Source organism: Bartonella sp. MM73XJBT, assembly GCF_028618465.1.
In the GTDB taxonomy this organism is placed as follows: domain Bacteria; phylum Pseudomonadota; class Alphaproteobacteria; order Rhizobiales; family Rhizobiaceae; genus Bartonella.
The window spans coordinates 66300-88933 of sequence record NZ_JAQISY010000008.1 but is presented as its reverse complement, the minus strand read 5'-3'; the positions used below and the strand labels follow the sequence as shown (position 1 = coordinate 88933).

General features: G+C 37.9%; 23 protein-coding genes and 1 pseudogene. 8 read left to right on the top strand and 16 right to left on the bottom strand.

What is annotated here, in order from left to right:
- Positions 1–67: 67 nt before the first annotated feature.
- From PVV69_RS04470 to PVV69_RS04400, 15 genes are all read right to left on the bottom strand, one after another.
- On the bottom strand, positions 68–883 hold the full coding sequence (locus PVV69_RS04470) for a type IV secretion system protein (RefSeq protein ID WP_273756610.1): 816 nt from the start codon (positions 881–883) through the stop codon (positions 68–70).
- A gap of 468 nt (positions 884–1351) precedes the next feature.
- Positions 1352–2059 carry a type IV secretion system protein gene (locus PVV69_RS04465; protein WP_273756609.1) on the bottom strand — a complete coding sequence of 236 codons (708 nt, stop codon included), beginning with the start codon at positions 2057–2059 and terminating at the stop codon, positions 1352–1354.
- Positions 2056–4527, bottom strand: a complete 2472-nt coding sequence (locus tag PVV69_RS04460; RefSeq protein WP_273756608.1) for a VirB4 family type IV secretion/conjugal transfer ATPase — start codon at positions 4525–4527, stop codon at positions 2056–2058. The genes PVV69_RS04465 and PVV69_RS04460 overlap by 4 nt, the downstream gene beginning before the upstream one ends.
- 2 nt (positions 4528–4529) lie before the next feature.
- Complete coding sequence (locus PVV69_RS04455) at positions 4530–4838, bottom strand: type IV secretion system protein VirB3 (RefSeq protein WP_273720589.1); 309 nt, start codon at positions 4836–4838, stop codon at positions 4530–4532.
- A gap of 12 nt (positions 4839–4850) precedes the next feature.
- Complete coding sequence (locus tag PVV69_RS04450; protein WP_273720590.1) at positions 4851–5162, bottom strand: conjugal transfer protein; 312 nt, start codon at positions 5160–5162, stop codon at positions 4851–4853.
- A gap of 141 nt (positions 5163–5303) precedes the next feature.
- Positions 5304–5615, bottom strand: coding sequence for a VirB2 family type IV secretion system major pilin TrwL (gene trwL, locus PVV69_RS04445; protein ID WP_273720591.1), 312 nt, complete (start codon positions 5613–5615; stop codon positions 5304–5306).
- Between the two features lie 87 nt (positions 5616–5702).
- Positions 5703–6011 carry a VirB2 family type IV secretion system major pilin TrwL gene (trwL, locus tag PVV69_RS04440; RefSeq protein ID WP_273756607.1) on the bottom strand — a complete coding sequence of 103 codons (309 nt, stop codon included), beginning with the start codon at positions 6009–6011 and terminating at the stop codon, positions 5703–5705.
- Positions 6012–6124: 113 nt separating this feature from the next.
- Entirely contained in the window at positions 6125–6430 is a 306-nt protein-coding gene (gene trwL, locus PVV69_RS04435) for a VirB2 family type IV secretion system major pilin TrwL (RefSeq protein ID WP_273756606.1), read from the bottom strand.
- 121 nt (positions 6431–6551) lie between these two features.
- Positions 6552–6866, bottom strand: coding sequence for a VirB2 family type IV secretion system major pilin TrwL (gene trwL / locus PVV69_RS04430; RefSeq protein WP_273756605.1), 315 nt, complete (start codon positions 6864–6866; stop codon positions 6552–6554).
- A gap of 106 nt (positions 6867–6972) precedes the next feature.
- Positions 6973–7281, bottom strand: coding sequence for a VirB2 family type IV secretion system major pilin TrwL (gene trwL, locus PVV69_RS04425; protein WP_273720595.1), 309 nt, complete (start codon positions 7279–7281; stop codon positions 6973–6975).
- Positions 7282–7456: 175 nt separating this feature from the next.
- Positions 7457–7768: a VirB2 family type IV secretion system major pilin TrwL gene (trwL, locus tag PVV69_RS04420; protein WP_273756604.1), complete on the bottom strand. Its 312-nt coding sequence runs from the start codon at positions 7766–7768 to the stop codon at positions 7457–7459.
- 121 nt (positions 7769–7889) lie between these two features.
- On the bottom strand, positions 7890–8207 hold the full coding sequence (gene trwL, locus PVV69_RS04415) for a VirB2 family type IV secretion system major pilin TrwL (protein ID WP_273720597.1): 318 nt from the start codon (positions 8205–8207) through the stop codon (positions 7890–7892).
- On the bottom strand, positions 8170–8469 hold the full coding sequence (gene korA, locus PVV69_RS04410) for a KorA family transcriptional regulator (protein WP_273720598.1): 300 nt from the start codon (positions 8467–8469) through the stop codon (positions 8170–8172). Before korA ends, trwL (PVV69_RS04415) begins: the two co-directional genes overlap by 38 nt.
- Before the next feature lie 127 nt (positions 8470–8596).
- Complete coding sequence (locus PVV69_RS04405) at positions 8597–9223, bottom strand: TrwN protein (protein ID WP_273756603.1); 627 nt, start codon at positions 9221–9223, stop codon at positions 8597–8599.
- Entirely contained in the window at positions 9220–9801 is a 582-nt protein-coding gene (locus PVV69_RS04400) for a hypothetical protein (protein ID WP_273756602.1), read from the bottom strand. The genes PVV69_RS04405 and PVV69_RS04400 overlap by 4 nt, the downstream gene beginning before the upstream one ends.
- 128 nt (positions 9802–9929) lie before the next feature.
- Between PVV69_RS04400 and PVV69_RS04395 the strand changes: the two genes are divergently transcribed.
- On the top strand, positions 9930–10217 hold the full coding sequence (locus tag PVV69_RS04395) for an H-NS histone family protein (RefSeq protein WP_273720601.1): 288 nt from the start codon (positions 9930–9932) through the stop codon (positions 10215–10217).
- Positions 10218–11394: 1177 nt separating this feature from the next.
- On the opposite strand, the gene PVV69_RS04390 is transcribed toward PVV69_RS04395, so the two are convergent.
- Entirely contained in the window at positions 11395–12675 is a 1281-nt protein-coding gene (locus tag PVV69_RS04390) for a ubiquinone biosynthesis hydroxylase (protein WP_273756614.1), read from the bottom strand.
- A 473-nt stretch (positions 12676–13148) separates the two neighbouring features.
- On the opposite strand from PVV69_RS04390, the gene PVV69_RS04385 reads away from it, so the two are divergent.
- The 7 genes and pseudogenes from PVV69_RS04385 (at position 13149) to PVV69_RS04355 (ending at position 22495) form a co-directional block, all read left to right on the top strand.
- The gene (locus PVV69_RS04385; RefSeq protein ID WP_273756601.1) at positions 13149–15584 is read left to right on the top strand and encodes a DNA translocase FtsK; all 2436 of its coding nucleotides are present in this window, start codon (positions 13149–13151) and stop codon (positions 15582–15584) included.
- Between the two features lie 316 nt (positions 15585–15900).
- A pseudogene (locus tag PVV69_RS04380) lies at positions 15901–16155 on the top strand (DNA translocase FtsK); the annotation flags it as partial.
- A gap of 108 nt (positions 16156–16263) precedes the next feature.
- Entirely contained in the window at positions 16264–16887 is a 624-nt protein-coding gene (locus tag PVV69_RS04375) for an outer-membrane lipoprotein carrier protein LolA (RefSeq protein ID WP_273720603.1), read from the top strand.
- A 29-nt stretch (positions 16888–16916) separates the two neighbouring features.
- Positions 16917–17732 (top strand): exodeoxyribonuclease III, encoded by an 816-nt coding sequence (locus PVV69_RS04370; protein WP_273720604.1) that lies wholly within the window; start codon positions 16917–16919, stop codon positions 17730–17732.
- 60 nt (positions 17733–17792) lie between these two features.
- Positions 17793–19286: an efflux transporter outer membrane subunit gene (locus tag PVV69_RS04365; protein ID WP_273756599.1), complete on the top strand. Its 1494-nt coding sequence runs from the start codon at positions 17793–17795 to the stop codon at positions 19284–19286.
- Positions 19283–20506 (top strand): efflux RND transporter periplasmic adaptor subunit, encoded by a 1224-nt coding sequence (locus tag PVV69_RS04360; protein WP_273720606.1) that lies wholly within the window; start codon positions 19283–19285, stop codon positions 20504–20506. The genes PVV69_RS04365 and PVV69_RS04360 overlap by 4 nt, the downstream gene beginning before the upstream one ends.
- A gap of 3 nt (positions 20507–20509) precedes the next feature.
- Entirely contained in the window at positions 20510–22495 is a 1986-nt protein-coding gene (locus PVV69_RS04355) for a MacB family efflux pump subunit (protein WP_273756598.1), read from the top strand.
- Positions 22496–22634: the final 139 nt, after the last annotated feature.

Here is a 22634-nt window from a genome sequence, read left to right as displayed (position 1 = left end):
ATTGTTTAAGTGTTTTCGAATGTGGAGAAAAAAGGTCTCGATGGCACAGAAAAACTGTTAACTGAATCTATCTTATAGTAGGCATTTGTTTATTCATACTTGCAAGAATTTGCACATTGCGCTTACGTATTAATCGGTTGATGAGTGTTTTTTCAATGTTGCGCGCATGTGCAATCATTTGTAGTTTCGCCGTTTCATTTTGAATCATAGCTAACACACCTTTCATGCGCATTTGCATTTCGGTACCCCCCTTTAAATCAGTCATTTTGTCAAGAATAGTTAACATGTTTGCAATTTGTAGGAAACGATTTTCTATTTCCTGAAAAACCTGTAAACTTACAGCTTTGTCAATGACTGTTGCATATTGACTGCGCTCATTGATAGTTTCTCGTGCATCTTGAACAGTAGAATCGCGAAGATAATTTTCGTCCTTTATCATTTCTCTAAAGAGTTGAGGAATTTTTTTACCAAGCTGTGTTTGTTTTTGATCATTATAGATAAGCTGTGGGTTCAGAAACAGCAAACTACCATCATCTTCTCGGATCTGTTTGCTTTTTGTCCGTGTGCCACTTATAGAGCTATATATTTCGTTTGTTTTTTCGAGATGGTTCTTTATTAAATCTAAAAGCATTTTCTCATTCTCTTGTGCTTTCTTCTGTGCTTCAAGCTTTTTTTTAGCCTCTTCTCGTAACTTTCTTTGTCGTTCCTGTTCTTCAAACTCTGCAAATGTCTGCAAGATCGCATCATTTCTATATATCTGTTCTACGGTGCTTAGTGGACGTTCAGGTCCTTCTCTAAGAGAAAATAAACCGCTAGCCTTTAGAATTGTGTTCTGCATTCCCAAAATTGTCGCTATTACTACTGAAATAACAGTTTTTTTCATGTTATTTTCTTCTTAATCGTTTCATATATCTTATTATATTTTTAATCGTAATTTTAATTTTGATGGATAAATTATTTTTATTTAATTATTTTGTTCATTGGCATATTCATTTCTAGTCTTGCTATTATCTTTATACACTATTGAATTTTAGTTATCTGGCTATTAGGGGAAAGAATGTTTCCTACTATATCTAATTTTAAAGTGTTTAAAGGTAATATCTTATTGCTAATAAACGTGTTTGTAATGAGCGTTAGCAATAGGATGATGAGAATACTGAAAAGAGTATAGTCCCTTTTCTGAATACATAATTGACATTTTTCATAGAGTGCAATATTTCCATTGATCATTTGTAGATTACATGGCTAATCTACAAGAGTAAGTGTGATACGTTTGAATGTATTCACTAAAAGAAATACAATCCCATGCAAATAAAGCAAGCTATTATTACAATCAAGTTATCAAAAGATTTCATCGTATAGAACGTATGATGGGCATTTCTTTATTTTCGCTGCTAAGAATTTTCATACTATGTGTTTTCTTTTGTTGGCTGATAAATGCTCGTTCTGCATTATGCGAATAGTTAACCATTTGTAATTTTGCTGTTTCATTCTGTATCAGGGCGACCATTCCATTTATATGTGCTTGCAGATCGGCAATACTTTTTAGATCTGTTGTTTTATTAATTTTTTCTAGGAGTTCTAAGAGTTGCTTAAAACGATCTTCTGCGTCTTGAAAAGTCTTTAAACTTACGACTTTATCAGCAACTGTTGCATATCGAATACGTTTATTGATGGCATCACGAGATTCTCGAACAGAAATGGGAGCATTTTCTTTCAGAAAAATATCTTTTATTGATGCGGATATATCTGAAACCTTATCTTCATCGTAAATCAACTCTGGTTTTTTGAGAAAAAAACTAGTGTGGTCTGTTTGTTTTATTCCAAGTTCTCGATTTTTTGTTATAGATTGATGTGTTTCTTGTGTTTGTTTGAGTTGCTGTTTTAATAATTCAATAATTTCTAGATAATGTTGCGGTGTAGTAGGTTTATTTTCCTTCTGGGTAGGAGTTGAGGAGAATAGGTCTTTTGCTGGAGCCCATCCCCAACTCCAAGCTATTGCTGAGTTCGGCGTTCCTAAAATTGCTGTTATGGCTATTGTTATAATTACCTTTTTCATGTTTCCCTCCTGTCATTTTTGACATGTTGTAAAAAAATTGGTAACCATACTGCTGGATCATCGCCTACTTCAGCGATAATGTTTTCGACCAATTCTGCATTATCAGGCGTGCCTGATAATACCAAGAGCTCTTCGCTAAAGTCGCGTTCAATGGTTTCTCCATCGATTTTCACATGGAATTTACCGAGATTTAACTCTGCAAGTGCAGATTGGTCGCCTTGCTTGATAAGAAATTGGCGACTAAATTCACCGAGTCCTTTGATCAGTTCAAATTCAGCATCAGTGAGTTTAAAACCTTGTGTATAATCCTCATAACTTGCCTTAGGATTGGCTAGAAAAATGTAAGTTGCACACTGTTGAATAAGAGTCTTGGCGATATTACTTTCTAAGGCATCGCTAGGTTCTTGTGTGGCATAAACAAAAATACCATTTTGTTTACGGATGGTCTTTTGTTTGTTCTTTGCCAAATCTTCAAAATATGGATCTTGCAAAGGTTTCCAAAACTCATCAAAGATATACATAAACCGCTGACCGCTAATCATTCCTTCTGTGCGATAAAGCAAATACATCATGACTGGAGTACGAGTTTCTGGGTTATCTAAGAACTCTGTAATATCAAAACCATAAATTTGGTGGGTTGAGAGATCCAGCGCATCATTGGGATTATCAAATAACCATCCATAATCACCACCTTCACACCATTTTATCAAGCGAGCATGGACAGATGGATGTGCATTATAATCGTTTAAATGTGGATTGGGTAAGAACTGCACTAAAAAAGACAAACGACGCAGAGTTCTATCAATATTGCTGCTCATGACAGACATGACAGCTTGGTTAATTTCTTCTTCGTCGTGATGTGTAACTTCACCGCCAGCTTCTGCTAATTTTTTAACAAACTGTTTTAGAAAAATCAGATTATCTTGTGTGGGAGGAAGTTGAAAGGGATTGAAACCACTTCGCCTACCAGGCTTGAATGTGAGATATCGACCACCCATAGCCCGAATAACAATTTCCATACCACGATCTTTGTCAAAGACAACAGTTGTTGGTTTAAATTTCTGTGCTTGTGCTAATAAAAAACCAAGAAGCACAGTTTTACCAGAACCAGATTGTCCTATAAGTGCTGTATTACCAAGCAAACGTTTATCTGTCGAATCCTCTTCAAGTTTAGAGGCATGAAAATTAAAATAAAGTGGCGTTTTACTGATTGTTTTAAGAATTGTAACTGCTGGCCCCCATGGATTTCCTGTTGGTTTGCCTGACATAAAATTGTGAAAGGATGAAAATGACAAAAAGTTCAGCGATGTAATTGGTGCTGGACGTGGTCGCCATTTCCAATTTGCAGGCAGTTGCGCCCAATAACCAGCCTCTATGGCCAAATCTACTGGTTTTGGTAATACTGCTGCATCTAGCAATGCGGCACTTGCTTTTGCCATATAGTCACGAACTTGTTGAGCTGTATCACCATAGATGGTCAACGTACAATGATGTTCACCCATGACAAAATGCCCGCTAACAAGTTGGTTTAACGCTTCGTCAATTTGTTCAATTTGACTTGTTGCTACATCGCGAGCATCAATAAGGTTACGCTGATGACGCTGTAAATAATCCTTAGCAGCATGCCGTGAGAGCACGGAAAAACTTTGCGTCAAGATGAATTCAAAGTCACTTTCCAGCAAAACATTTAGTTGACCTGGCTTTGTTGTCGTGTCGTATTCTTTAATTTCTAGCATTCCAAATCGACGCATTCCACTGCTTGTCCGCAATTCGCCAAGAGCACCCCATTTCGAGAAAAAAGGTCTGTTGATAGACATATAGTCAGCAAAACGATCAAAACAGATCGGCATAGATCTGTATTCGCCATTGACAAGCATTCCAAGAAATTCAAGCGCAGAAGAATAAACATGTCCGTTTTTTTCATAAACGCCAAGAATTTCTGCACCATAACGCTTTAACGATTGGCCTAGAGTGTTGTTGATATCATTGAGAGCCTTGATACATGATTCCTGCCGCATCTTTTTTTGATCGAGTGTTTCACGCTCATGTTGAGAAAAGAATGACATGATTTTATCAGCAATCGGTTGGAAAACGATAGTCAGATATAGGTCATTGACCATCAGATTATAACCAGTAAAGCTTTGCCGATATTTTTCATCAAGCTGACAGCAAAAAGCTTGATCAAATGTTGAATCAGGATATTCATAAACACGTCGGCGTACGATATGTGTCCAAAATGACAAATTGGCCGATGCAATACCACGTAGGGTATTGTTTAGCTCTTTAGTCCACTGAAAGATATCTTCTTGTGAAGCACTTTGATGCGAACGCCCATCAATCTTCCAGACCGATAAATATTCTGCATTTTTAGTAGAGATAATTGTATCTGTAATATGATGTGAATAGGGTATAAACAGGCTTACTGGCGTTTCTGATGCAAGGCGTTTGCCGCTTTCAACAGCTATCATATTTATCTCCTTTTGCGGTAATCAGAGGGACTATAACTTGAAGCTCCCCAGAAACTTTTGTTGCGGTTACGAAGTTTGGTATCAATCCACAACCACCAGATACGAAACGCCTTATCATCATTTTTGGTAATTTGTACCATAACGAACCATAGGGGCGGAGCAATTATCCACAAAAAGATATTTATTGTCATAGCAAAAATAGCTACACTGATGGCCATAACGATAAGTGGCATCATGGGTACACCCCAAAGGGTTGGAACGCGCGTTGCTCCTTTAAATAAGGGGAATGCTTCATTTTGTTGTGGTTTCATGTGCTACTCTAGTTACTGGATGTGAAATAATATATGGCTAATATAGAATGCTGCTCCAGCGATAATGACACTGAATGCCCATCGTATAAATGTGGCTCTTGCTATGATGCGAAATATATAAATAAGTAATAGAAATAAAAGAATAACAGCACAAACAATGGGTATGACCATACTAAGTCCGTATTGCATACCCATGAGAATATCTAAGCTCTTAGTTTTTGTTTGAGCACATACTGGTTGGAGCATTAAGGACATCGTCGAAGCTATCACAATAGCACTGATCTTATTGCCGGTTTTTGCTTGAAGAATATTTAATTGTTTCATATCTTTTATCCCCATATGACTGAACCTACTCTTGAGAATGTTCTCTTGTTTGCAGCATAAATGATATCATTACAGATATATCCACAACTCATAAATAGATTTTTTAAAACATTTTGTATTTTATTTGTTTCATGCTTGATTTCAATTAGCTTTAAATAACATTGCAACAAGTTGAGTTGCTGAACCAGCTATAACAACACCAATTGCCCATCGTACAAAGGTATCTTTTTCGATATAACGGCCTGCATAACCAATTGCTAAACACAAAAGTATGACAGCAGCAGCAATAGGGATAATATGATCAATAAGATCTTTCTTTAGAGCGTCTAAAGCATCTTTAGCATGCTTTAGTTCTGCATATGCGGGATGAGCCATAAAAAATGCAATTACAGTTGCAGAAATTGCAATAATTCGATTATTACATTTTGATTGGAAATTACTTAATCGTTTCATCTTCTTTTCTCGTAAGTACCATTTTTAGTTTACCTATAACGGATAAATAAAAGCCATTTCGTTTAAATTGAACTATAATTAACCTCATTATGGTTTAAATAACATTGTGACAAGTTCAGCTGCTGAACCAGCAATGACAACACCAACTGCCCAGCGTACAAATGTATCCTTTTCGATATAACGACCTGCATAACCAATTGCTAAACACAAAAGTATAACAGCAGCAGCAACAGGAATAATGTTTTTAATAAGATCGTCCTGTAATTTTTCTAAAGCATCTTTTGCATGTTTTAATTCTGCATACGCAGGATAAGCCATAAAAAATGCCGTTATAGCTACAGGACTTGCAATAATCCAATTATTACATTTTGATTGGAAATTACTTAATCGTTTCATATTCTATTCTCATTCAAATTTTAACAATGTTTATCTCTTAGCAGCATAAGTAAAGACTACTACTGGACACAGACTTTCTTGAAGAAAAGCATTTTGTGCTAAAGGCTTCATGATTAGCCAAACAACATTTTAACAAGTTCAGTTGCTGAACCGGCAATGACAACACCGATTGCCCAGCGTACAAAGGTATCTTTTCCAATGTAACGTCCTGCATAACCAATTGCTAAGCATAAAAGTATAACTGCAGCGGCAATAGGAATAATATTAGTAGTAAGATCTGTTTGCAGAGCGGTTAAAGCATCTTTTGCTTTACCCAATTGTGCATATGCAGGATGAACTATAAGTAACGCGATTACAACTTCGGAAATTGCAATGATTCGATTACCATTTTCAAGTTGGAAATAATTGATTTTTGTCATCTTTTGCTCTTATTAAAGTTCTTATGAATGCTGTTTCTACTTTTTAATATTGAGTTATATCATTACAAATTTATCTGTAGCCCATAAGTAAAATCTGTTTTTTTTAAAATACTTAACTTCGTTATGGTTTAAATAGCATCGCAACAAGTTCAGCTGCTGAACCAGCAATGACAACACCGATTGCCCAGCGTATAAAGGTATCCTTTTCGATATAACGTCCTGCATAGCCAATTGCTAAACATAAAAGTATAATAGCAGCAGCAACAGGAATAATCTTGCCAGTAAGATCGTTCTGCAGATTTTTTAAAGCTGTTTCAGCATTTTTCAAAGTTTTCTGAGCACATGCAGTATGAGATACAAAAAATGCATTCACAGCTGCAGAAATTACAATGACTCGATTGTTATTTTTTAATTTAAAATTATTTAATTGTTTCATTTTCTTCTCTTAATCAAAACTTTTATAATATCTACAACTTTGCAATATAAATTATTACTCTGGATGGATTCTTCTTGAAGAAAAGCATTTCGTGTTAGAAGCTTTATTATTTACCGAACAACATTGTAACAAGTTCAGCTGCTGAACCAGCAATGACAACACCGATTGCCCAACGTACAAAGGTATCCTTTTCTATATAACGCCCTGCATAACCAATTGCTAAACACAACAATATAACAGCAGCTGCGATAGGAATAATCTTGACACTCAGATCGTCTCGAAGTGCTTCTAAAGCAGTTTTAGCATTATTTAATGCTGCATATGCAGGATGAGCTATGAGTAATGCGGTTACAGTTGCAAAAATTACAATGATCTGGCTATTGTTTTTTGATTGGAGATTATTTAATTGTTTCATTTTCTTTTCTCATTAAGGTTTATGTGAGGCTCATTTTGTACCCTTTAATTTAAGTGATATTATTGCTAATTTATCTATACTTGATAATTAAAATCTATTTTGTTTATTATATTTTTTTACACTTGGCTCTAATACGAATTAAACTTATGTCTAACGTTATATTTCAATGGATTTATTATTTACCAGTAAACAATAAAGTGGCAAGTTCAGTCGCTGAACCAGCGATGACAACGCCAACTGCCCAGCGCACAAAAGTATCTTTTCCGATGTAACGGCCAGCATAACCAATTGCTAAACACAGAAGTATAACTGCAGCAGCAATAGGGATAATGTTACTAATAAGATCTGTTTTCAGATCACCTAATGCTTTTGCAGCCTTCTCTAATTTAGCATACGCAGGATAAGTCATAAAAAATGCTGTTATAGCAACAGAAATTGCAAATATTTTACTATCATTTTTTAATTGAAAATTATTTAATTGTTTCATCTTCTACTCTTATTAAGGCTTTCTCATGAGTACTATATTTACTTTTTAATACAAAATGATACTATTAGCGCTTTATTCACAACTGAAGAATAAAATTTACTTTGCATCATAATTTTCTTCACTATGGGTTTTGAAATAACATTGCGACAAGTTCAGCTGCTGAACCAGCAATGACAACACCAACCGCCCACCGTACAAAAGTATCTTTTTCTATATAACGTCCTGCATAACCAATTGCTAAACACAAAAGTATTACGGTAGCGGCAAGAGGAACAATTATCTTCAATTGATTTTGGAGTGTTTCTAAAGCTGTTTTGGCTTTGTCCAAAGTTTTTGCTTGAACGCATATAGGATGCACCATAAAAAATACAGTTATAGCTGCAACAGTTGTAATAATTTTATTACGAACTGTTGTTTGGAAAATATTTGTTTGTTTCATGTTTTTCATCCTGATTAAGTTTAAAACTGCCATAGACAACCCCTCTTTCATGAAGAAATTTAAAAAGATATTTTGGATCAGCCCAAGTTCTTAGTTTTCCTCTTTGCGTAAGAAGTGTATATTCATTTGCTGTCCCGGTTACTGGATCATCTGCAACAAATGTAAAGTACCACTCCCTTTCTGAACGCATCACGATTGTAATCTCACGTGCTGCTTTCTGATTAAATGCTATATCCACACTGTTTTGTTCTATCATTTTCATTATTTCTGCCCTCAATTAGAAGAGATTTTATGCAATCTTACTAATTAGAGCATTAATATTTTCTTATCTACCTTTCATCATGCTATTCTATCAAAATTGTAAGTCTAATCGATAAATGTAGTCATCATTAGTCCTGCGGTCTTTCCAATGAAGAGTCTTCTACTGTAAAGGCGTCATGAGCACTACTTTCTTTATGTGTAAAAGCATCTTCTTCTAAAGAGGCAGGAAGAGACTCTATCTTAATTGTTTGTTCTGTCTTTCTTGTATAAAACTGTAAAGTTTCTTCTAATTCTTCGCTTACAGGCGCAGAAGTTTTCACCTCGACATATGAAGCATTTTTTTGCAAATGAAGGTCAGAAAAACTATTTGTGAAATTTTCTGCATTGTAAAAACTAAGAACGGTTCGCTCAGCACTGTATTGCGGTAATTTTTGCTCTTTTTCACAGCAATGTTTTAAAGCAGTCCGTATAACGTTAAGATTCTTGCAACGATCAAAAATTTCACAGAGAGAGAGGGGCAACCATTTCTGATTTTCAACACTCATTTGCCCTAAATTTACGTCAAAATTGTGTTCACTCTGCTTAATTGTTACTATTGTTTTTTTAGGTGCGAATGGATAGTGTGGTAATTTATCACTCATGTTTACTGCACAAATATCATTCCATGACTCTTGCATAACGACAGCTGAAGGTACTGTCGCGTGTAGAGTTGATGCGTATGCAGCAGCAAACATTATGAAATTTGAAATAGTCATAATTCACACACCCAATGATGAAAAGATCTCTTGATACAAACGTGAAGTTTGCGTAGTTTTTCTGATTGTTGCCACACTGTGTTTTGATGGATATACGAAGTAAGATTCTTGAGCTTAGAATATCCTGCATGGATGTAAATTTGCTTCCTTTTAAGGAAGGTTTTCACATATGCTAATATCCAATCAATGTGATAGTTATTATGTTTGCAAAAAGAGAAATTACTCTTAAAGGATAACCATTTTTGTAGGGGTGTTAGGGGTGATTGTTTTATATCATTTTCTGACTTTTCAATTTTGTCTAGAGAATATTGATCTAAACCAAAAAGCCGCTGAGTATGAGAATATTTCTCATTATAAGAATGGACTGTACGATCATTATGCGTAGAGGGGTTGTTCTTTTTTACATATTGCCATAGTTTATAAAATGGCGATTTATATTCACTTTTGACCGCTGGTTCGTGAGAGTCAGGGAGAGGTAATAGGTTTTTTACACCTCGATTATCCATTTCAGCGATCAAACCGAAAAAGGATACAGTCGTGACAATTGCGACACAATTAAACAGCTCTTCGTGGTTCAAAGCACATCTCCGTCAAGGTGACATATTTATCGTAATTTTAATTTCGATAATAAATGGACAAAAATTGTCTATAATTGTGTTTAAAATATGGCAAAGAATAATTCTTTTTTGCAAGGGGAGTAATTAAGGTGGATGATCTCAAAAAGATGAATTTTGATGAACTACAAGAAATGCGAGCTCAAATCGATGTGGAATTGAAAAGGCGGCAAGCAAAAGAAAAACAAAATGCACGGCGCAAAATTCTTGAAATTGCCAGTGCGCATGGAATTGATATTGCTGATCTTGTGAGTAAAGAACGCCATTATAGAAATCCCAATAATCAATGGGAGTTATGGAATGGACGTGGGCGTAGACCTAAGTGGATTAAGGAATGGTTGGAGAGTGGTTGTACGCTTGAAGAGTTAGAAGTGACATAATACTCAAGCAATATACAAAAGATATGAGAAGCAAGAGATGGGAATTCAAGCAGTGTGTTCTTTTTGGTGATTCGATATATAAAATGCTGAGTTAATGTTTTAAACTGCTGAGCGGTAAAGTAAGACTATAAAAAGCACGTAGGCGTTCCTTCAAGTGGGAAAGCTATGTTGCTAACATGTTGGCACTATCCATACTGTTGAAGCTCTCAATGTTGTTAGAGCTCTTGGATGCGAGAGTGTTTATGAGAGGCGTTTTTTCTTTTTTACTCATTTTTATCTATACGCCAACTCTTCTTGTGTTGTGCAAGAAAATGATTTTTATTGATTCAATATGAGAGCTATTGCGATAAAAATTTTATAGTATTCTGCTTATGGTTAAAGTTGAAAAAATAATGATTTATCATGATAAATCATTATATTACCGTAATAATCCCGGTATTGCCATTCTCTTTGTCAGCTCAAATTATGCTTATTTTTGCAGTGAGATAATTTATGAGAGGTATTTTCATCTCTTTCTTAAGCAGTTTTATCTATATATTGATTTCTTGTGTGATGTGTAAACGAATGGCTTTTATTGTTTCATCATAAAAAGGTTTAGGATAAAAAGATTACTGTTTTCAAGATTCTTAGTAATATGCAAAATGATAAATTCTCATTGTAAGCTAATATGTTGAAGAATGTCTTTATGTTTTAAATACTGATCTGTAGGATCGTCATGTGATGCTGTTATGGATTTATTTGTTTTTTATGGTGTGGCTCTAGAGAGCAGCTCTTGGTTTGATCTTTTTATCATTTGTGTAGTTAAGATAAGAAAGTGTTTTAGAGGATATTTTTTATAATTGGTGTTGGTTTTAGTGTTTTGATAGAATTCTGCGATGCATTTTAAATGCGTTTATTATCAAAATTCATTATATTGATCACTCAATAGAGAGCGTATTGAAAATACAAGAGAGAATCATTTTCTCGCTTTTTTGTTTGCTTGAAAGGTACGGAAAGGGAAAGATTGCATACATGATTCCTCGAAGATTTTTATGAGAAAATACCAGGTGATTCCACTGTATATCGATTCTTTTAAAAGCTTGGTGTAGAGAAATAAGCGAAGAGCTTTTTTTAACGATCAGGAGAAGTTTTGTTCATAACTTGCAAACAGTGAAATGATATGGCTTTTACTTATTTTTTAAAGTGGGTGTCCCTGTAGCAAACGTGGAGCATGAGGGGAAAGCCCGGAAGCTTCTTGAATAAAATATTGTTTTATCTTTGGCGTTTGATTGACAATTCCAAGACCGGTATCGCGTAGTATTCGCAAAAAGAGATTATCATTAGAAAAAAGTTTATTAAGCCAGTCATTGCTTAAAGCCATACGTGTGGTTTCAAAACGTCTCCAGCGTTGATAGCGTTCTAAAGCAGTGAGGGAGCCAATATCCAGCCCCAATCGTGCTGTTTCAATAAGAACTTCAGCAAGTGCAGCGCTATCACGTAATCCTAAATTGAGTCCTTGTCCTGCTAGGGGATGAATTGTGTGGGCAGCATCGCCAACTAGAGCAAACCGAGCTTTAATGCATTGACGTGTTAGGGAAAGGTTTAGAGGAAAAGCTTGACGTTCACCATTCCAAGAGAGCTTTCCAAATCGATGACCAATGCGTTTTTCAAGTTCTGTTTCAAAAATAAGAGCATCAGCTTTGAGGTAATATTGCGCCGTTTTATGATCTTCATTCCATACAATGGCTGATCTGTTGCCTTTGAGCGGGAGAAGCGCGAAAGGTCCAGCAGGTAAGAAATGTTGAATTGCTTGTCCGTGATGGGGTTTTTCATGTTCAATGGTGCAGATGATTGCTGTTTGTTTATAGGGATGAGAAAAGTTTTTAAGTCCTGCTTTTGCGCGTAATTGTGAATGTGCCCCGTCGGCTGCAATAAGCAATTTCGTTTGCCAGATTTCTTTATTGTTTAAGGTGACAGTTGTATGCTGCTCTTGTTGGTGAAAATCAACAACACACGTGTTTGTAATAACGGGGATATCCAGATCTTTTACACGTTTTTTTAAAGCATTGATGAGTTCGCTATGTTCCACCATAGCTGCAAAGGGTTCATCGGGAGCAATATCTCCTTCAAAAGTTAAAAGAGTTGGTTTAACAGGATCATTTGCGTATGCATCGGTGATGATCATGGAATGAATGGGTTGGGCATAGGGTTCTATAGGTTTCCAACATTGCAATTGTTTTAACATACGAATAGAAGCAGCTGCGAGGGCAATGGTTCGTATATTGGAAGCGGGTATGTCTTGTGGGGAAGCTGCATCAACGATAGTTATTTTCAGTGTAGGGGCTGTTTGCTTGAGTGCTATTGCCAGCGTTAAACCAACAGCCGCTCCCCCCGCAATGAGAAGATCGCATTGCTTTATCGTTTGGTTAGATTTTGTCTTTTTATCGGGTTTTACATTTTTACTAAGATCAGAATACACAACACTTCGTTCCATTGTTGGCAGTTTATTTGTTTTTAAATAAGGATATCTTTTTTTAACATTCTTTTTTCTACAATATTTTAACGTCCTCTTTACTTTAAAGAACTAGGATCTTTGACCAGCACCGATCTATGAAATAGGTAAGATATTCTTAGGTGTATACCTTTTGATAATCGTCCGTGTAATTTACTTCATAGTTTCATTGAGCAAATCGTACCCTGAATATTCTGGTTAATTTTATACTTCTCTATTTGTATACTTAGTTGATGCAAAAGAAAACTGAAATCAAACAGCGATAGCACTCTCTTTTTAATGGGCATGATGTGTTTTAATATCACCCTTTAAAGGAGAAGGTCTGATGGTCCTACAAAGTAGGAAATTGTTATGATTATGATGGTTAAAACTGTATTAGTATTTTGCGGTCATAATTTTACAACTCTTTAATGTGAAGGTTTTGTATTTGGAATTGAGAGATGCATCAAAGTTCTTCTCCCTATGATTCATTAGAAGCGCAAAAATCTTACAGTTCACGGCTCATTGAAATGTTTTTGCGCCAAATTGGTGTTTTCATTGGGCTTGGACTTTTGGGCTTCATTCTTTTTTGCGTTTTGGCTTTGGCAACGTGGAATGCTGCAGATCCTTCGTTAACGCATGCAAGTACAAATAAAATTACAAATTTTATGGGATGGCCAGGGGCAATTTTTTCAGATTTTGTCATGCAGTTTTTTGGTTTGGCGGGTCTTGGTGTGTTGTTGCCATTGTTATTTTGGTCGTTTCTTTTGTTGGCGCAAAAGAATATTTATAATTTGATTTTTCGCCTTTTTTTGTGGGTGTTATCAACAATTTGTTTTTTAATTTCTTTTGCTCTTATGACCCCTGTTGCTTCTTTTACATATTGGCCATTGCCTATGGGCTTGGGTGGGGTTTTGGGCGATAAAGTTTTAAGTGTTGTTTATTCTATTTTTCCTGTTTTTCTTTCTCCTGTTCAGAATGTACTGTTGGGGTTTGTTGTGCTTGTTTTGGGTTTTTTCATGGCTGCTTTTGCGGGTAATGTGGTATGGCGGCGTCAGAGAAAGAAAAGAAAAGTAAAAAATATCCACAAAAACGAAACTGTTGATCTTCTCTTCGATGTATTAGAAGATACAGAACAGGGGGCAGAGAGGGGGCACCATGGTTTTTTTGTGACAACTTTGGGTGCTGTTTTCCATCTTTTTTATTTTTTACAAGCGCGTTTTTTTCGCCTTTTTTCTCGAAAAAGTTGCTCTAAGAGACAAGAAAAGTCTTTGGATCGCATTGAACCAATTTTTGGCGATGAAAAAACAAAATATCAAGAAAATCAGAAGAAGGCGTCTATTTCTCCTGTTAAAAGCCGTGCTGTGAAACCTTTAGCGGCTTCTTCAAATGGTGGTTTTCTTCTTCCACATTTAGATTATCTTTCGGTTCCACCACCGTCTGTTCGAGATGCCAAACTGTCTCCTGCTGTCTTAAAAGTCAATTCTCAGGAACTTGAGAGGGTCTTGTTAGATTTTGGTGTTAAGGGAAGAATTATTGATGCGCGCCCTGGTCCTGTGGTCACTTTGTATGAATTTGAACCAGCAGCCGGTATTAAGTCTTCCCGTATTATTGGTTTGGCAGATGATATTGCACGTTCGATGCGTGCCATTTCAGCGCGTGTTGCTGTGGTACCAGGACGTAATGTCATTGGCATAGAATTGCCCAATGCGAAGCGTGAGATGGTTTATTTACGAGAAATGTTACAAGCGCAAGAATTTGTTGAGAGCAAAGCAAAACTGGGACTTGCTTTGGGTAAGACAATCGGGGGTGAGACGGTTATCGCAGATTTAGCAAAAATGCCGCATCTTTTGGTGGCAGGTACAACGGGATCAGGAAAGTCTGTTGCCATTAATACCATGATTTTATCACTTCTTTACCGTATGACACCTGAACAATGCCGCCTCATCATGGTGGATCCGAAAATGCTTGAACTTTCGGTTTATGATGGCATTCCTCATTTGTTAACACCTGTGGTGACAGATCCGAAAAAAGCAGTGATTGCGCTGAAATGGGCTGTTCGTGAAATGGAAGAACGTTACAGCAAAATGTCTAAACTGAGCGTTCGTAATATTGATGGATTTAATGCACGTCTTAAGGAGGCAAAAAATCAAGGGGAAACAATGACGCGTACAGTTCAAGTGGGATTTGATCATGAGACTGGTGAGCCCCTTTATGAAACGGAAACACTTGATTTTAGTCCTATGCCCTATATTGTTGTTATTATTGATGAAATGGCTGATTTAATGATGGTTGCCGGCAAAGATATTGAAGGAGCCGTTCAACGTTTGGCACAAATGGCACGTGCTGCTGGTATCCATGTCATTATGGCAACACAGCGTCCTTCGGTGGATGTGATTACGGGGACTATTAAAGCTAATTTTCCAACACGCATTTCTTTTTCTGTCAGTTCAAAAATCGACAGTCGAACAATTCTTGGCGAACAGGGTGCTGAGCAGTTGTTAGGACAAGGCGATATGCTGTTCATGATGGGCGGAGGACGTGTCCAACGTGTTCATGGACCTTTTGTGGCTGATGATGAAGTGGAGCAGGTTGTCATGCATCTCAAAGCACAAGCCCTTCCTGATTATTTAGAGACCATTACTCAAGAGACCGCAGAAAATGAGGCGGATGCATCGTTGACTTCTTCTTGTGCAGATGATCCTTATAGCCAAGCTGTTGCAGTTGTTCTGCGTGATCGTAAAGCTTCAACTTCTTATATTCAACGCCGTCTAGGAATTGGTTATAACCGTGCGGCTTCATTGATTGAACGGATGGAAGAAGAAGGTATTATTAGTGCTGCAAATCATGCGGGGAAACGGGAAATTTTGGTACCTGCTGAAGAAGAACGCTTTTGAGATAAAATCTTGTGATAGTCTTTTAAAATAATACCTTTTTCTTTTAGAGAGGGGATTTATAATCACATAAAGGAAATAGCTGTTGCTTATGAGAATTTATAAAAACGTTTTTTTATGACTGAAAAGAGCATTTATGTTCGCAATAATCATGTTTTTTGCTCTTTCATTTTCCGTTGAGCATTGGTTATAATCCATGCTACATTATTCATTGGATGTATGGAAGTAGAGGATATTATTGGGGCGGCACATTATATGGGGAGGGGGAAGTTTTAATGGATTCAGAAACTCAAGGGACGTTGGATTGTTTAGGGAATGTACAGAGAAGATTGGCAAGAAGAGTGCGGATGCATCGGTGAGTTCTTCTTGTGCAGATGATCCTTATAGTCAAGCGGTTGCCATTGTTCTTCGTGATCGTAAAGCTTCAACTTCTTATCTTCAAGGCCGTTTAGGAATTGGCTATAACCGTGCTGCTTCATGTATTGAGCGGATGGAAGAAGAAGGTATTATTAGTGCTGCAAATCATATGGGAAAACGGGAATTTTTGGTGACTGTCCCAAAAGAACGCTTTTGAAATAAATCTTTTGATAGTCTTTTAAAACAATATCTTTTTCTTTTAGAGAAGGGTATTTATTGACACCTTCATGATAAAACGAATGTGTATTGCTTGGGAGCATTGTTTATGAAAACGTCTTTTTTGCAACAAAGAGGAAGCTTTAGGTTTGTTGGAATTATTGTCTTTTTGTGCTTAACTTTTCCTGCTTTTTCGCAATCATACAATAAAGTGGCTTCCAATAAGGTAGCAAGGGCGCAGAATGTTGTGAATTATTTTGCAGCAATTAAAACAATGACAGGGGATTTTATTCAGTTTAGTCCGAAAGGAAAAATGTCTCAGGGAACGTTTTATTTAGAGCGTCCAGGAAAAATTCGTTTTATTTATAAAAAAATACCTTTACAGATCATTGTAGATGGACAATTCATAGGAATTAATAATCGTGCACTGAATACTTGGAACTTTTCACAACTTTCTCAAACGCCAATGAAGTTTCTGTTAGACGATAAAATTAATATATCATCAGGGCGTTTGTTGGCATTTCGTGAAGATCCAGGCGCAGTGACAATTGTTCTGCGGGATAAAAGCATGGGAGCAGGGCAAATAAGAATGGTTTTTGATTCTAAAAACGCGGCTTTACGGCAATGGACAATTGTTGATCAGCAAAATTTGGAGACCACTGTTCAAGTCATGAATGTACGCACCGGCGTTAGATTCGCTGATGGGATGTTTACACTTCCCTCGAATAAATAGTGCGTTGTACCTCATTGGAATTGAAACAGATGGTCTTTCGTATTGCAACTTGGAATATTAATTCTATCCGTTTGCGTCTTGCACAGGTTTTGCAGTATTTGCAACTCTTTTCTATTGATATTTTATGTTTACAGGAAACAAAATGCCCGGATGCTTTATTTCCAGTGGAGGCTTTTAAAGCAGCCGGATATAAGTATATCCTATTGAGTGGACAAAAATCTTACAACGGCGTGGCAATTGTTTCGCGTTTGCCTTTTAAAAAGGTGGAAAAGCGTTCCTTTTGTCAAAAACAAGATTGTCGTTATCTTTCGGTCATTGTTGAAGCCTATGGCAAAAGCATGCGGATTCATAATTTTTATGTTCCTGCAGGGGGAGATGTGCCTGACGCTAAGGTTAATGAAAAATTCCGTCATAAACTTGACTTTTTAGAAGAAATGTCTGCTATTCGCGCTGATCAAGGAGATGGTCTTTCTTCTCTTTTGCTGGGTGATTTGAATATTGCTCCTTTGGCAGAGGATGTGTGGTCTCATCAACAGTTGTTGAAGGTCGTAAGTCATACCCCCATTGAAACGGAACGGTTACAAGCCTTATGCCATCAAGGTGGGTGGGTGGATCTTATGCGTATGCATATTCCTGTTCCTGCTAAGCTTTACACATGGTGGAGTTATCGTGCACGCGATTGGGCACTTGCTGATCGGGGACGGCGGCTTGACCATATCTGGTCTTCTCCAGATTTAGCTCCGTTTGTTGCGGATCTTTCCATTTTTCGTGACGCACGGGGCTGGAAACAACCTTCAGATCATGTTCCAGTACAAACTGTATTTGATTTTTCACGCCAATTTTGAAATAACAAGTAAATAAAATATTAATATTATTATTGATTCTGAAGAAATATGGGAGACTAGATGTATATCAGAAATCTCAAAGGGGTTATTTCTAACAGATTACTCTATAGTGTTTTATTGTGTTTTTTTATATTATCAGGATGTATGGTTGGTCCTAATTACCGTAAAACATCTTTTCGTGTTCCAGAAAATTGGGGACAACAGTCGGGGCAGATTTCAGGGCGTACGGTTACTCTTGCTGGATGGTGGCGGCGTTTAAATGATCCTGTTTTGAATGCATTAATTAATGAGGCAATTTCTGGAAATAATAGTGTTGCTGTTGCCAAGGCACGAATTCGTGAGGCGCGTGCTAGTTTAGAGCAAACGGTTGGATCTCTTTTGCCAAGTATGACAAATTCATTTTCAGGAACGCGTAGTAGTGGCGGATCTGTTACGGTTTTAAACAAAAATTTCAACCAATATCATAATGGTTTTGATGCGAGCTGGGAGCTTGATTTTTTTGGTGGACACAAGCGAGCAGTTGAAGCTGCACGTTATAGCTTTGAAGCAACTGTGGAAGATATGCGTGATACCATGGTAGTGCTTTTGGGAGATGTGGCAACAAATTATGTTCAAGTCCGTGGGTGGCAACAAAAGTTGTTGATTGTACGGGAAATTGCTGCATCACAGCGTAAAACATACGAATTAATACGGAGCAAATTAACGGCTGGTGATGCTTCAGAGCTTGATGTTTCAAATGCAGAGGCACAAGTGGCCAATACAGAAGCAGATATATCACAGATGGAAGCGAATTTGTCTATGAGCATTCATCGCCTTTCTGTTTTAATTGGGCGTGTGCCTACAGCTTTGCAGGATCTTTTACAGAAAAATGCCAAACATGCCAAAATTCCGCAACCAAAATGGCCAGTACCAGCAGGAATTCCAGCGGATATTTTGTTAACCCGTCCGGATTTGCGACGGGTTGAGCGCCAATATGCACAAGCAACAGCACGTATTGGTCAACGTGAAGCAGATCTCTATCCATCACTTACTTTAACCGGTAGTATTTCGACAACAGCAGAGACAATTAATCAATTATGGAAGGCTTCAACGATTGGCTGGTCTTTTGGACCAGGTCTTCGTTTGCCTTTGTTTAATGGGGGGCAGATTATGGCTTCTGTGGCGGTTGCACGTGCACAGCGTGATCAGGCTTTCGTTGCGTATCGGGCTGCTGTGTTGACAGCGTTAGAAGATGTGGAAAATGCGTTGGTAAGATTGACCAAAGAACATCAGCGTTTAGAAAAGTTGATCGTTGCAAATAAGGCTTCTTGGCGTTCTTTACAACTTTCACGCAGCCTGTTTGAAAATGGAAATACCAGTTTTCTTGAATTGTTAAATGCTAATCGCTCTTATTATTCTGCGCAAATAGCGCTTAACGATAGTCGTATTACTTTGGTTACTCAATATATCGCGCTGATGAAGGCGTTGGGTGGTGGATGGGATGGTGTTGTTGATGTGTCACGTCCAGAAGTTGTTGATGGTGTACCACGTACGCGTACAAAGGTAGGGAAATGAAAAAAGGTTTCATCAAAAATTTCATTATAAAACGTAAAAAACTGTCTTTCTTTTTAACTGTTATATTCCTTATCATCTTATTATGGTTGCGTTCTGTTTTTTTTGGAACATCAACACCAGTTTATATGACAGCAGTGGTGAAGCGTGGTGATATCGAGGAAAGTGTTTTGGCTTCTGGTCTTGTGCGCCCTTATCGGTTGGTGGCTGTTGGTGCACGTGCAACGGGGCGTGTGGTATCTATGCGTGTTGTCCCTGGTAGTGTTGTCAAAGAAGGTGATCTTTTGGCGGAAATTGATCCTACAGACCAGGAAAATGATCTGAAAAGAAAAAAGGCAGCATTATCGCATTATTATGCGAATTTAGTAGAACAAGAAGCTTACCTTTCCCTTGCACAGAAAAATTTAGAGCGTCAGAAAGAAATGATCAAGTCACATGCGACTTCACGGGCAAATCTCGATGATGCTACAACACAAGTAAAAATACGCGAGGCGCAAATTGCTCAGCTCCGTCAGCAAATTGTACAAGCACAAATTGATGTAGATAGTGCAGAGGTCAATTTAGGATATACCAGAGTGACGGCTCCTTCAGCGGGAACAGTGTTAGCAACCGTTGTGGAGGAAGGGCAAAATGTTAATGCGGTTCAGTCAGCACCAACGATTGTTATTTTGGGTGATTTGTCAAAAATGACAATCAAAGCACAAATTTCAGAAGCCGATATTTTGAAAGTTCATGCAGGACAACCTTTGTATTTTACGGTTTTGGGCAATTCACAACGTCGTTATGAGGGGGTGTTAGAAAGGGTAGATCCGGCTCCTGAGGAAATTCGCGCTGATGTGAGTATTAATCCTGGTATGGTGGGAGGGTCGAGCGCTCTGATATCATCGGCTATCTATTATAATGGGGTGGTGCATGTGGATAATGCCGATAATTTTTTGCGGACCTATATGACGGCACAAGTTCATATTATCTTAGGGCGAGCTCAGAACGTTTTGTTGGCTCCAAGTGATGCTTTGCGGGATGAGACAAAAGAACGTACAGCATGGGTCTCTGTCTTGGAAGAGAAAGATAAAGTGGTGGCAAAACAAGTGACCGTGGGGCTTAATAATAAAGTGATGGCAGAGATTGTTTCAGGGCTTAAGGAGGGGGATGTGGTTATCACAGGTTCGAGTGATGGAGTGATGCCAAATATTCCTGGTGAACATAATGAAGATGAGAGCTAAAGCATGAAAGCAGAGCAAGCAGAAGCTGTCCTCGTTTTAGAAAATGTTGTGCGCAAGTTTCCCACCGGTGAGACATTTGTTACTATTTTGAAAGATATCAATCTTACCATTAAGCGTGGTGAAATGGTGGCGATTGTGGGCGCTTCGGGTTCAGGAAAATCCACCTTGATGAATATTTTGGGCTGTCTTGATCGACCAAGTTCTGGCCGTTATTGGATTTCAGGAAAAGAAACAGCTATCCTTTCTGCTGATGAATTGTCCGCTTTGCGGCGCAATCATTTTGGATTTATTTTCCAGCGCTATCATCTGCTTAATGAATTAACGGCGCTTGGCAATGTTGAAATTCCAGCTATTTATGCAGGATGTGCACCAAGTTTAAGAAAAAAACGTGCAGGGGAGCTTTTAAAACGCTTAGGCATGGGAGATCGGATAAATCATCGTCCCAATCAACTCTCAGGTGGTCAACAACAACGTGTCTCTATTGCTCGTGCCCTGATGAATAATGCAGAGGTCATTCTTGCTGATGAACCAACCGGTGCATTAGATAAACAGAGTGGTCAAGAAGTGTTGCGTATTTTAGATGAACTTCATCAAGAAGGACGCACCATTATCATCGTAACGCATGATATGCAGATAGCTGAAAGAGCAGAGCGTATTATCGAACTCAGTGATGGTGAAATTATTGCGGACAATGTGTCAAAGGGTGCGAAAACAAAAAGAAATGCCCAATCTCTTCAGGAAAAACAAAATCTAAAAGAGCAAAAAACAATGGGGTTTTTTCGTTCTTTTGCTGAACGGTTTCGTGAGGCATTTGTGATGGCCTTGTTGGCAATGAACGCCCACCGAATGCGAACTTTTTTGACAATGCTCGGGGTGATCATTGGTATTGGCGCGATTATTGCTATGGTGGCTTTGGGTAATGGTACGCGGGAAAAAATTATGGACAATTTTAAAAGTCTGGGTTCCAGTACATTAACTATTTTGCCGGGGAAAAGCCTCTCTGATCCACAAGCAGATAAAATAACAAGTTTGGTGGAAGCAGATGCAGAAGCTTTTTCGGGATTACCCTATGTTGCTGGTGTAACACCTCAGCTTTCAACAAGCTCTATTGTACGTTCTGGTGCCGTTAAAGCCAATGCTGTTATTGCTGGGGTGGGAGAACAATATTTTCAGACACAAGGACTTAAAGCTGTTCAAGGGAGATTGTTTGATCGGAATAGTGTGCGTGAGAGAGCTGTGGATTTGGTGATCGAAAAAGAAGCAGTTGCTGTACTTTTTCCTCATAGTCGTGAGAGTCCCATTGGAAAAGTCGTTCATGTGGGAAGTGTCCCTGTACGTATTGTTGGGGTGGTCGATCCGCAACATATGGGAGGAGGCATTTCAAGTACGTTGCAGATGTATTTGCCTTATACAACCGTGCAAACACGTTTACTTGGAACGACACAGGTTCGGGCAATTACGATTAAAATTGCTGATAATGTCGATTCACATTTAGCAGAAAAGATGGTAAAACGCTTTCTTACTATGCGCCATGGTGGAGAAGATTTCTTCATTAGAAATTCAGAGTTCTTTCGTGAGCGTATCATGGAAAGTACGCATATCTTAACGCTTTTAGTCTCTTCTATTGCCGCTATCTCATTGATTGTGGGTGGTATTGGAGTGATGAATATTATGCTCGTTACTGTTTCAGAGCGGATTAATGAAATTGGAGTGCGTATGGCAGTGGGTGCGCGCCAAAGTGATATTTTGCAGCAATTTCTCATTGAAGCAGTTTTGGTTTGTGTCATTGGAGGTGGTTTGGGAATCCTCTTTGGGCTTTCTATCGGTGGTTTGTTTTTGCTCTTTAAGGCGCCTATCCACTTGGTTTACACAATGGATTCAATTCTCATATCTCTTACTTTTTCAACTCTCATTGGGATATGTTTTGGCTTTTCACCCGCACGACAAGCTTCACGGCTTGATCCTGTTGTTGCTCTCTCACGTGATTAAGTTTTAGCAATTATTACGAATATGATTGTGGCGCGTTCGTATGGGAAAGTCATTCAAGGCTATGAATGAGGGGTGTGAGGCTATATGGAGTATTCCACTTTAATAAAATAATGAGCATGAGGGAGATGTCTTGATTTTG

Bases quoted from the DNA above. Each gene is read 5' to 3' on its own strand.
- trwL (WP_273756605.1), bottom strand. From the start codon at position 6,866: ATGAAACAATTAAATAATTTTAAATTAAAAAATAACAATCGAGTCATT.
- PVV69_RS04370 (WP_273720604.1), top strand. From the start codon at position 16,917: ATGGTCTTTCGTATTGCAACTTGGAATATTAATTCTATCCGTTTGCGT.
- trwL (WP_273756604.1), bottom strand. From the start codon at position 7,768: ATGAAACAATTAAATAATTTTCAATTAAAAAATGATAGTAAAATATTT.
- PVV69_RS04470 (WP_273756610.1), bottom strand. From the start codon at position 883: ATGAAAAAAACTGTTATTTCAGTAGTAATAGCGACAATTTTGGGAATG.
- PVV69_RS04385 (WP_273756601.1), top strand. From the start codon at position 13,149: ATGCATCAAAGTTCTTCTCCCTATGATTCATTAGAAGCGCAAAAATCT.
- PVV69_RS04365 (WP_273756599.1), top strand. From the start codon at position 17,793: ATGTATATCAGAAATCTCAAAGGGGTTATTTCTAACAGATTACTCTAT.
- trwL (WP_273720591.1), bottom strand. From the start codon at position 5,615: ATGAAACGATTAAGTAATTTCCAATCAAAATGTAATAATCGAATTATT.
- PVV69_RS04355 (WP_273756598.1), top strand. From the start codon at position 20,510: ATGAAAGCAGAGCAAGCAGAAGCTGTCCTCGTTTTAGAAAATGTTGTG.
- PVV69_RS04460 (WP_273756608.1), bottom strand. From the start codon at position 4,527: ATGATAGCTGTTGAAAGCGGCAAACGCCTTGCATCAGAAACGCCAGTA.
- PVV69_RS04360 (WP_273720606.1), top strand. From the start codon at position 19,283: ATGAAAAAAGGTTTCATCAAAAATTTCATTATAAAACGTAAAAAACTG.
- trwL (WP_273720595.1), bottom strand. From the start codon at position 7,281: ATGAAACAATTAAATAATCTCCAATCAAAAAACAATAGCCAGATCATT.
- PVV69_RS04375 (WP_273720603.1), top strand. From the start codon at position 16,264: ATGAAAACGTCTTTTTTGCAACAAAGAGGAAGCTTTAGGTTTGTTGGA.
- trwL (WP_273720597.1), bottom strand. From the start codon at position 8,207: ATGAAACAAACAAATATTTTCCAAACAACAGTTCGTAATAAAATTATT.
- korA (WP_273720598.1), bottom strand. From the start codon at position 8,469: ATGAAAATGATAGAACAAAACAGTGTGGATATAGCATTTAATCAGAAA.
- PVV69_RS04465 (WP_273756609.1), bottom strand. From the start codon at position 2,059: ATGAAAAAGGTAATTATAACAATAGCCATAACAGCAATTTTAGGAACG.
- PVV69_RS04450 (WP_273720590.1), bottom strand. From the start codon at position 5,162: ATGAAACAATTAAATATTCTTCAAGCAAAAACCGGCAATAAGATCAGT.
- trwL (WP_273756606.1), bottom strand. From the start codon at position 6,430: ATGACAAAAATCAATTATTTCCAACTTGAAAATGGTAATCGAATCATT.
- trwL (WP_273756607.1), bottom strand. From the start codon at position 6,011: ATGAAACGATTAAGTAATTTCCAATCAAAATGTAATAATTGGATTATT.
- PVV69_RS04455 (WP_273720589.1), bottom strand. From the start codon at position 4,838: ATGAAACCACAACAAAATGAAGCATTCCCCTTATTTAAAGGAGCAACG.
- PVV69_RS04405 (WP_273756603.1), bottom strand. From the start codon at position 9,223: ATGACTATTTCAAATTTCATAATGTTTGCTGCTGCATACGCATCAACT.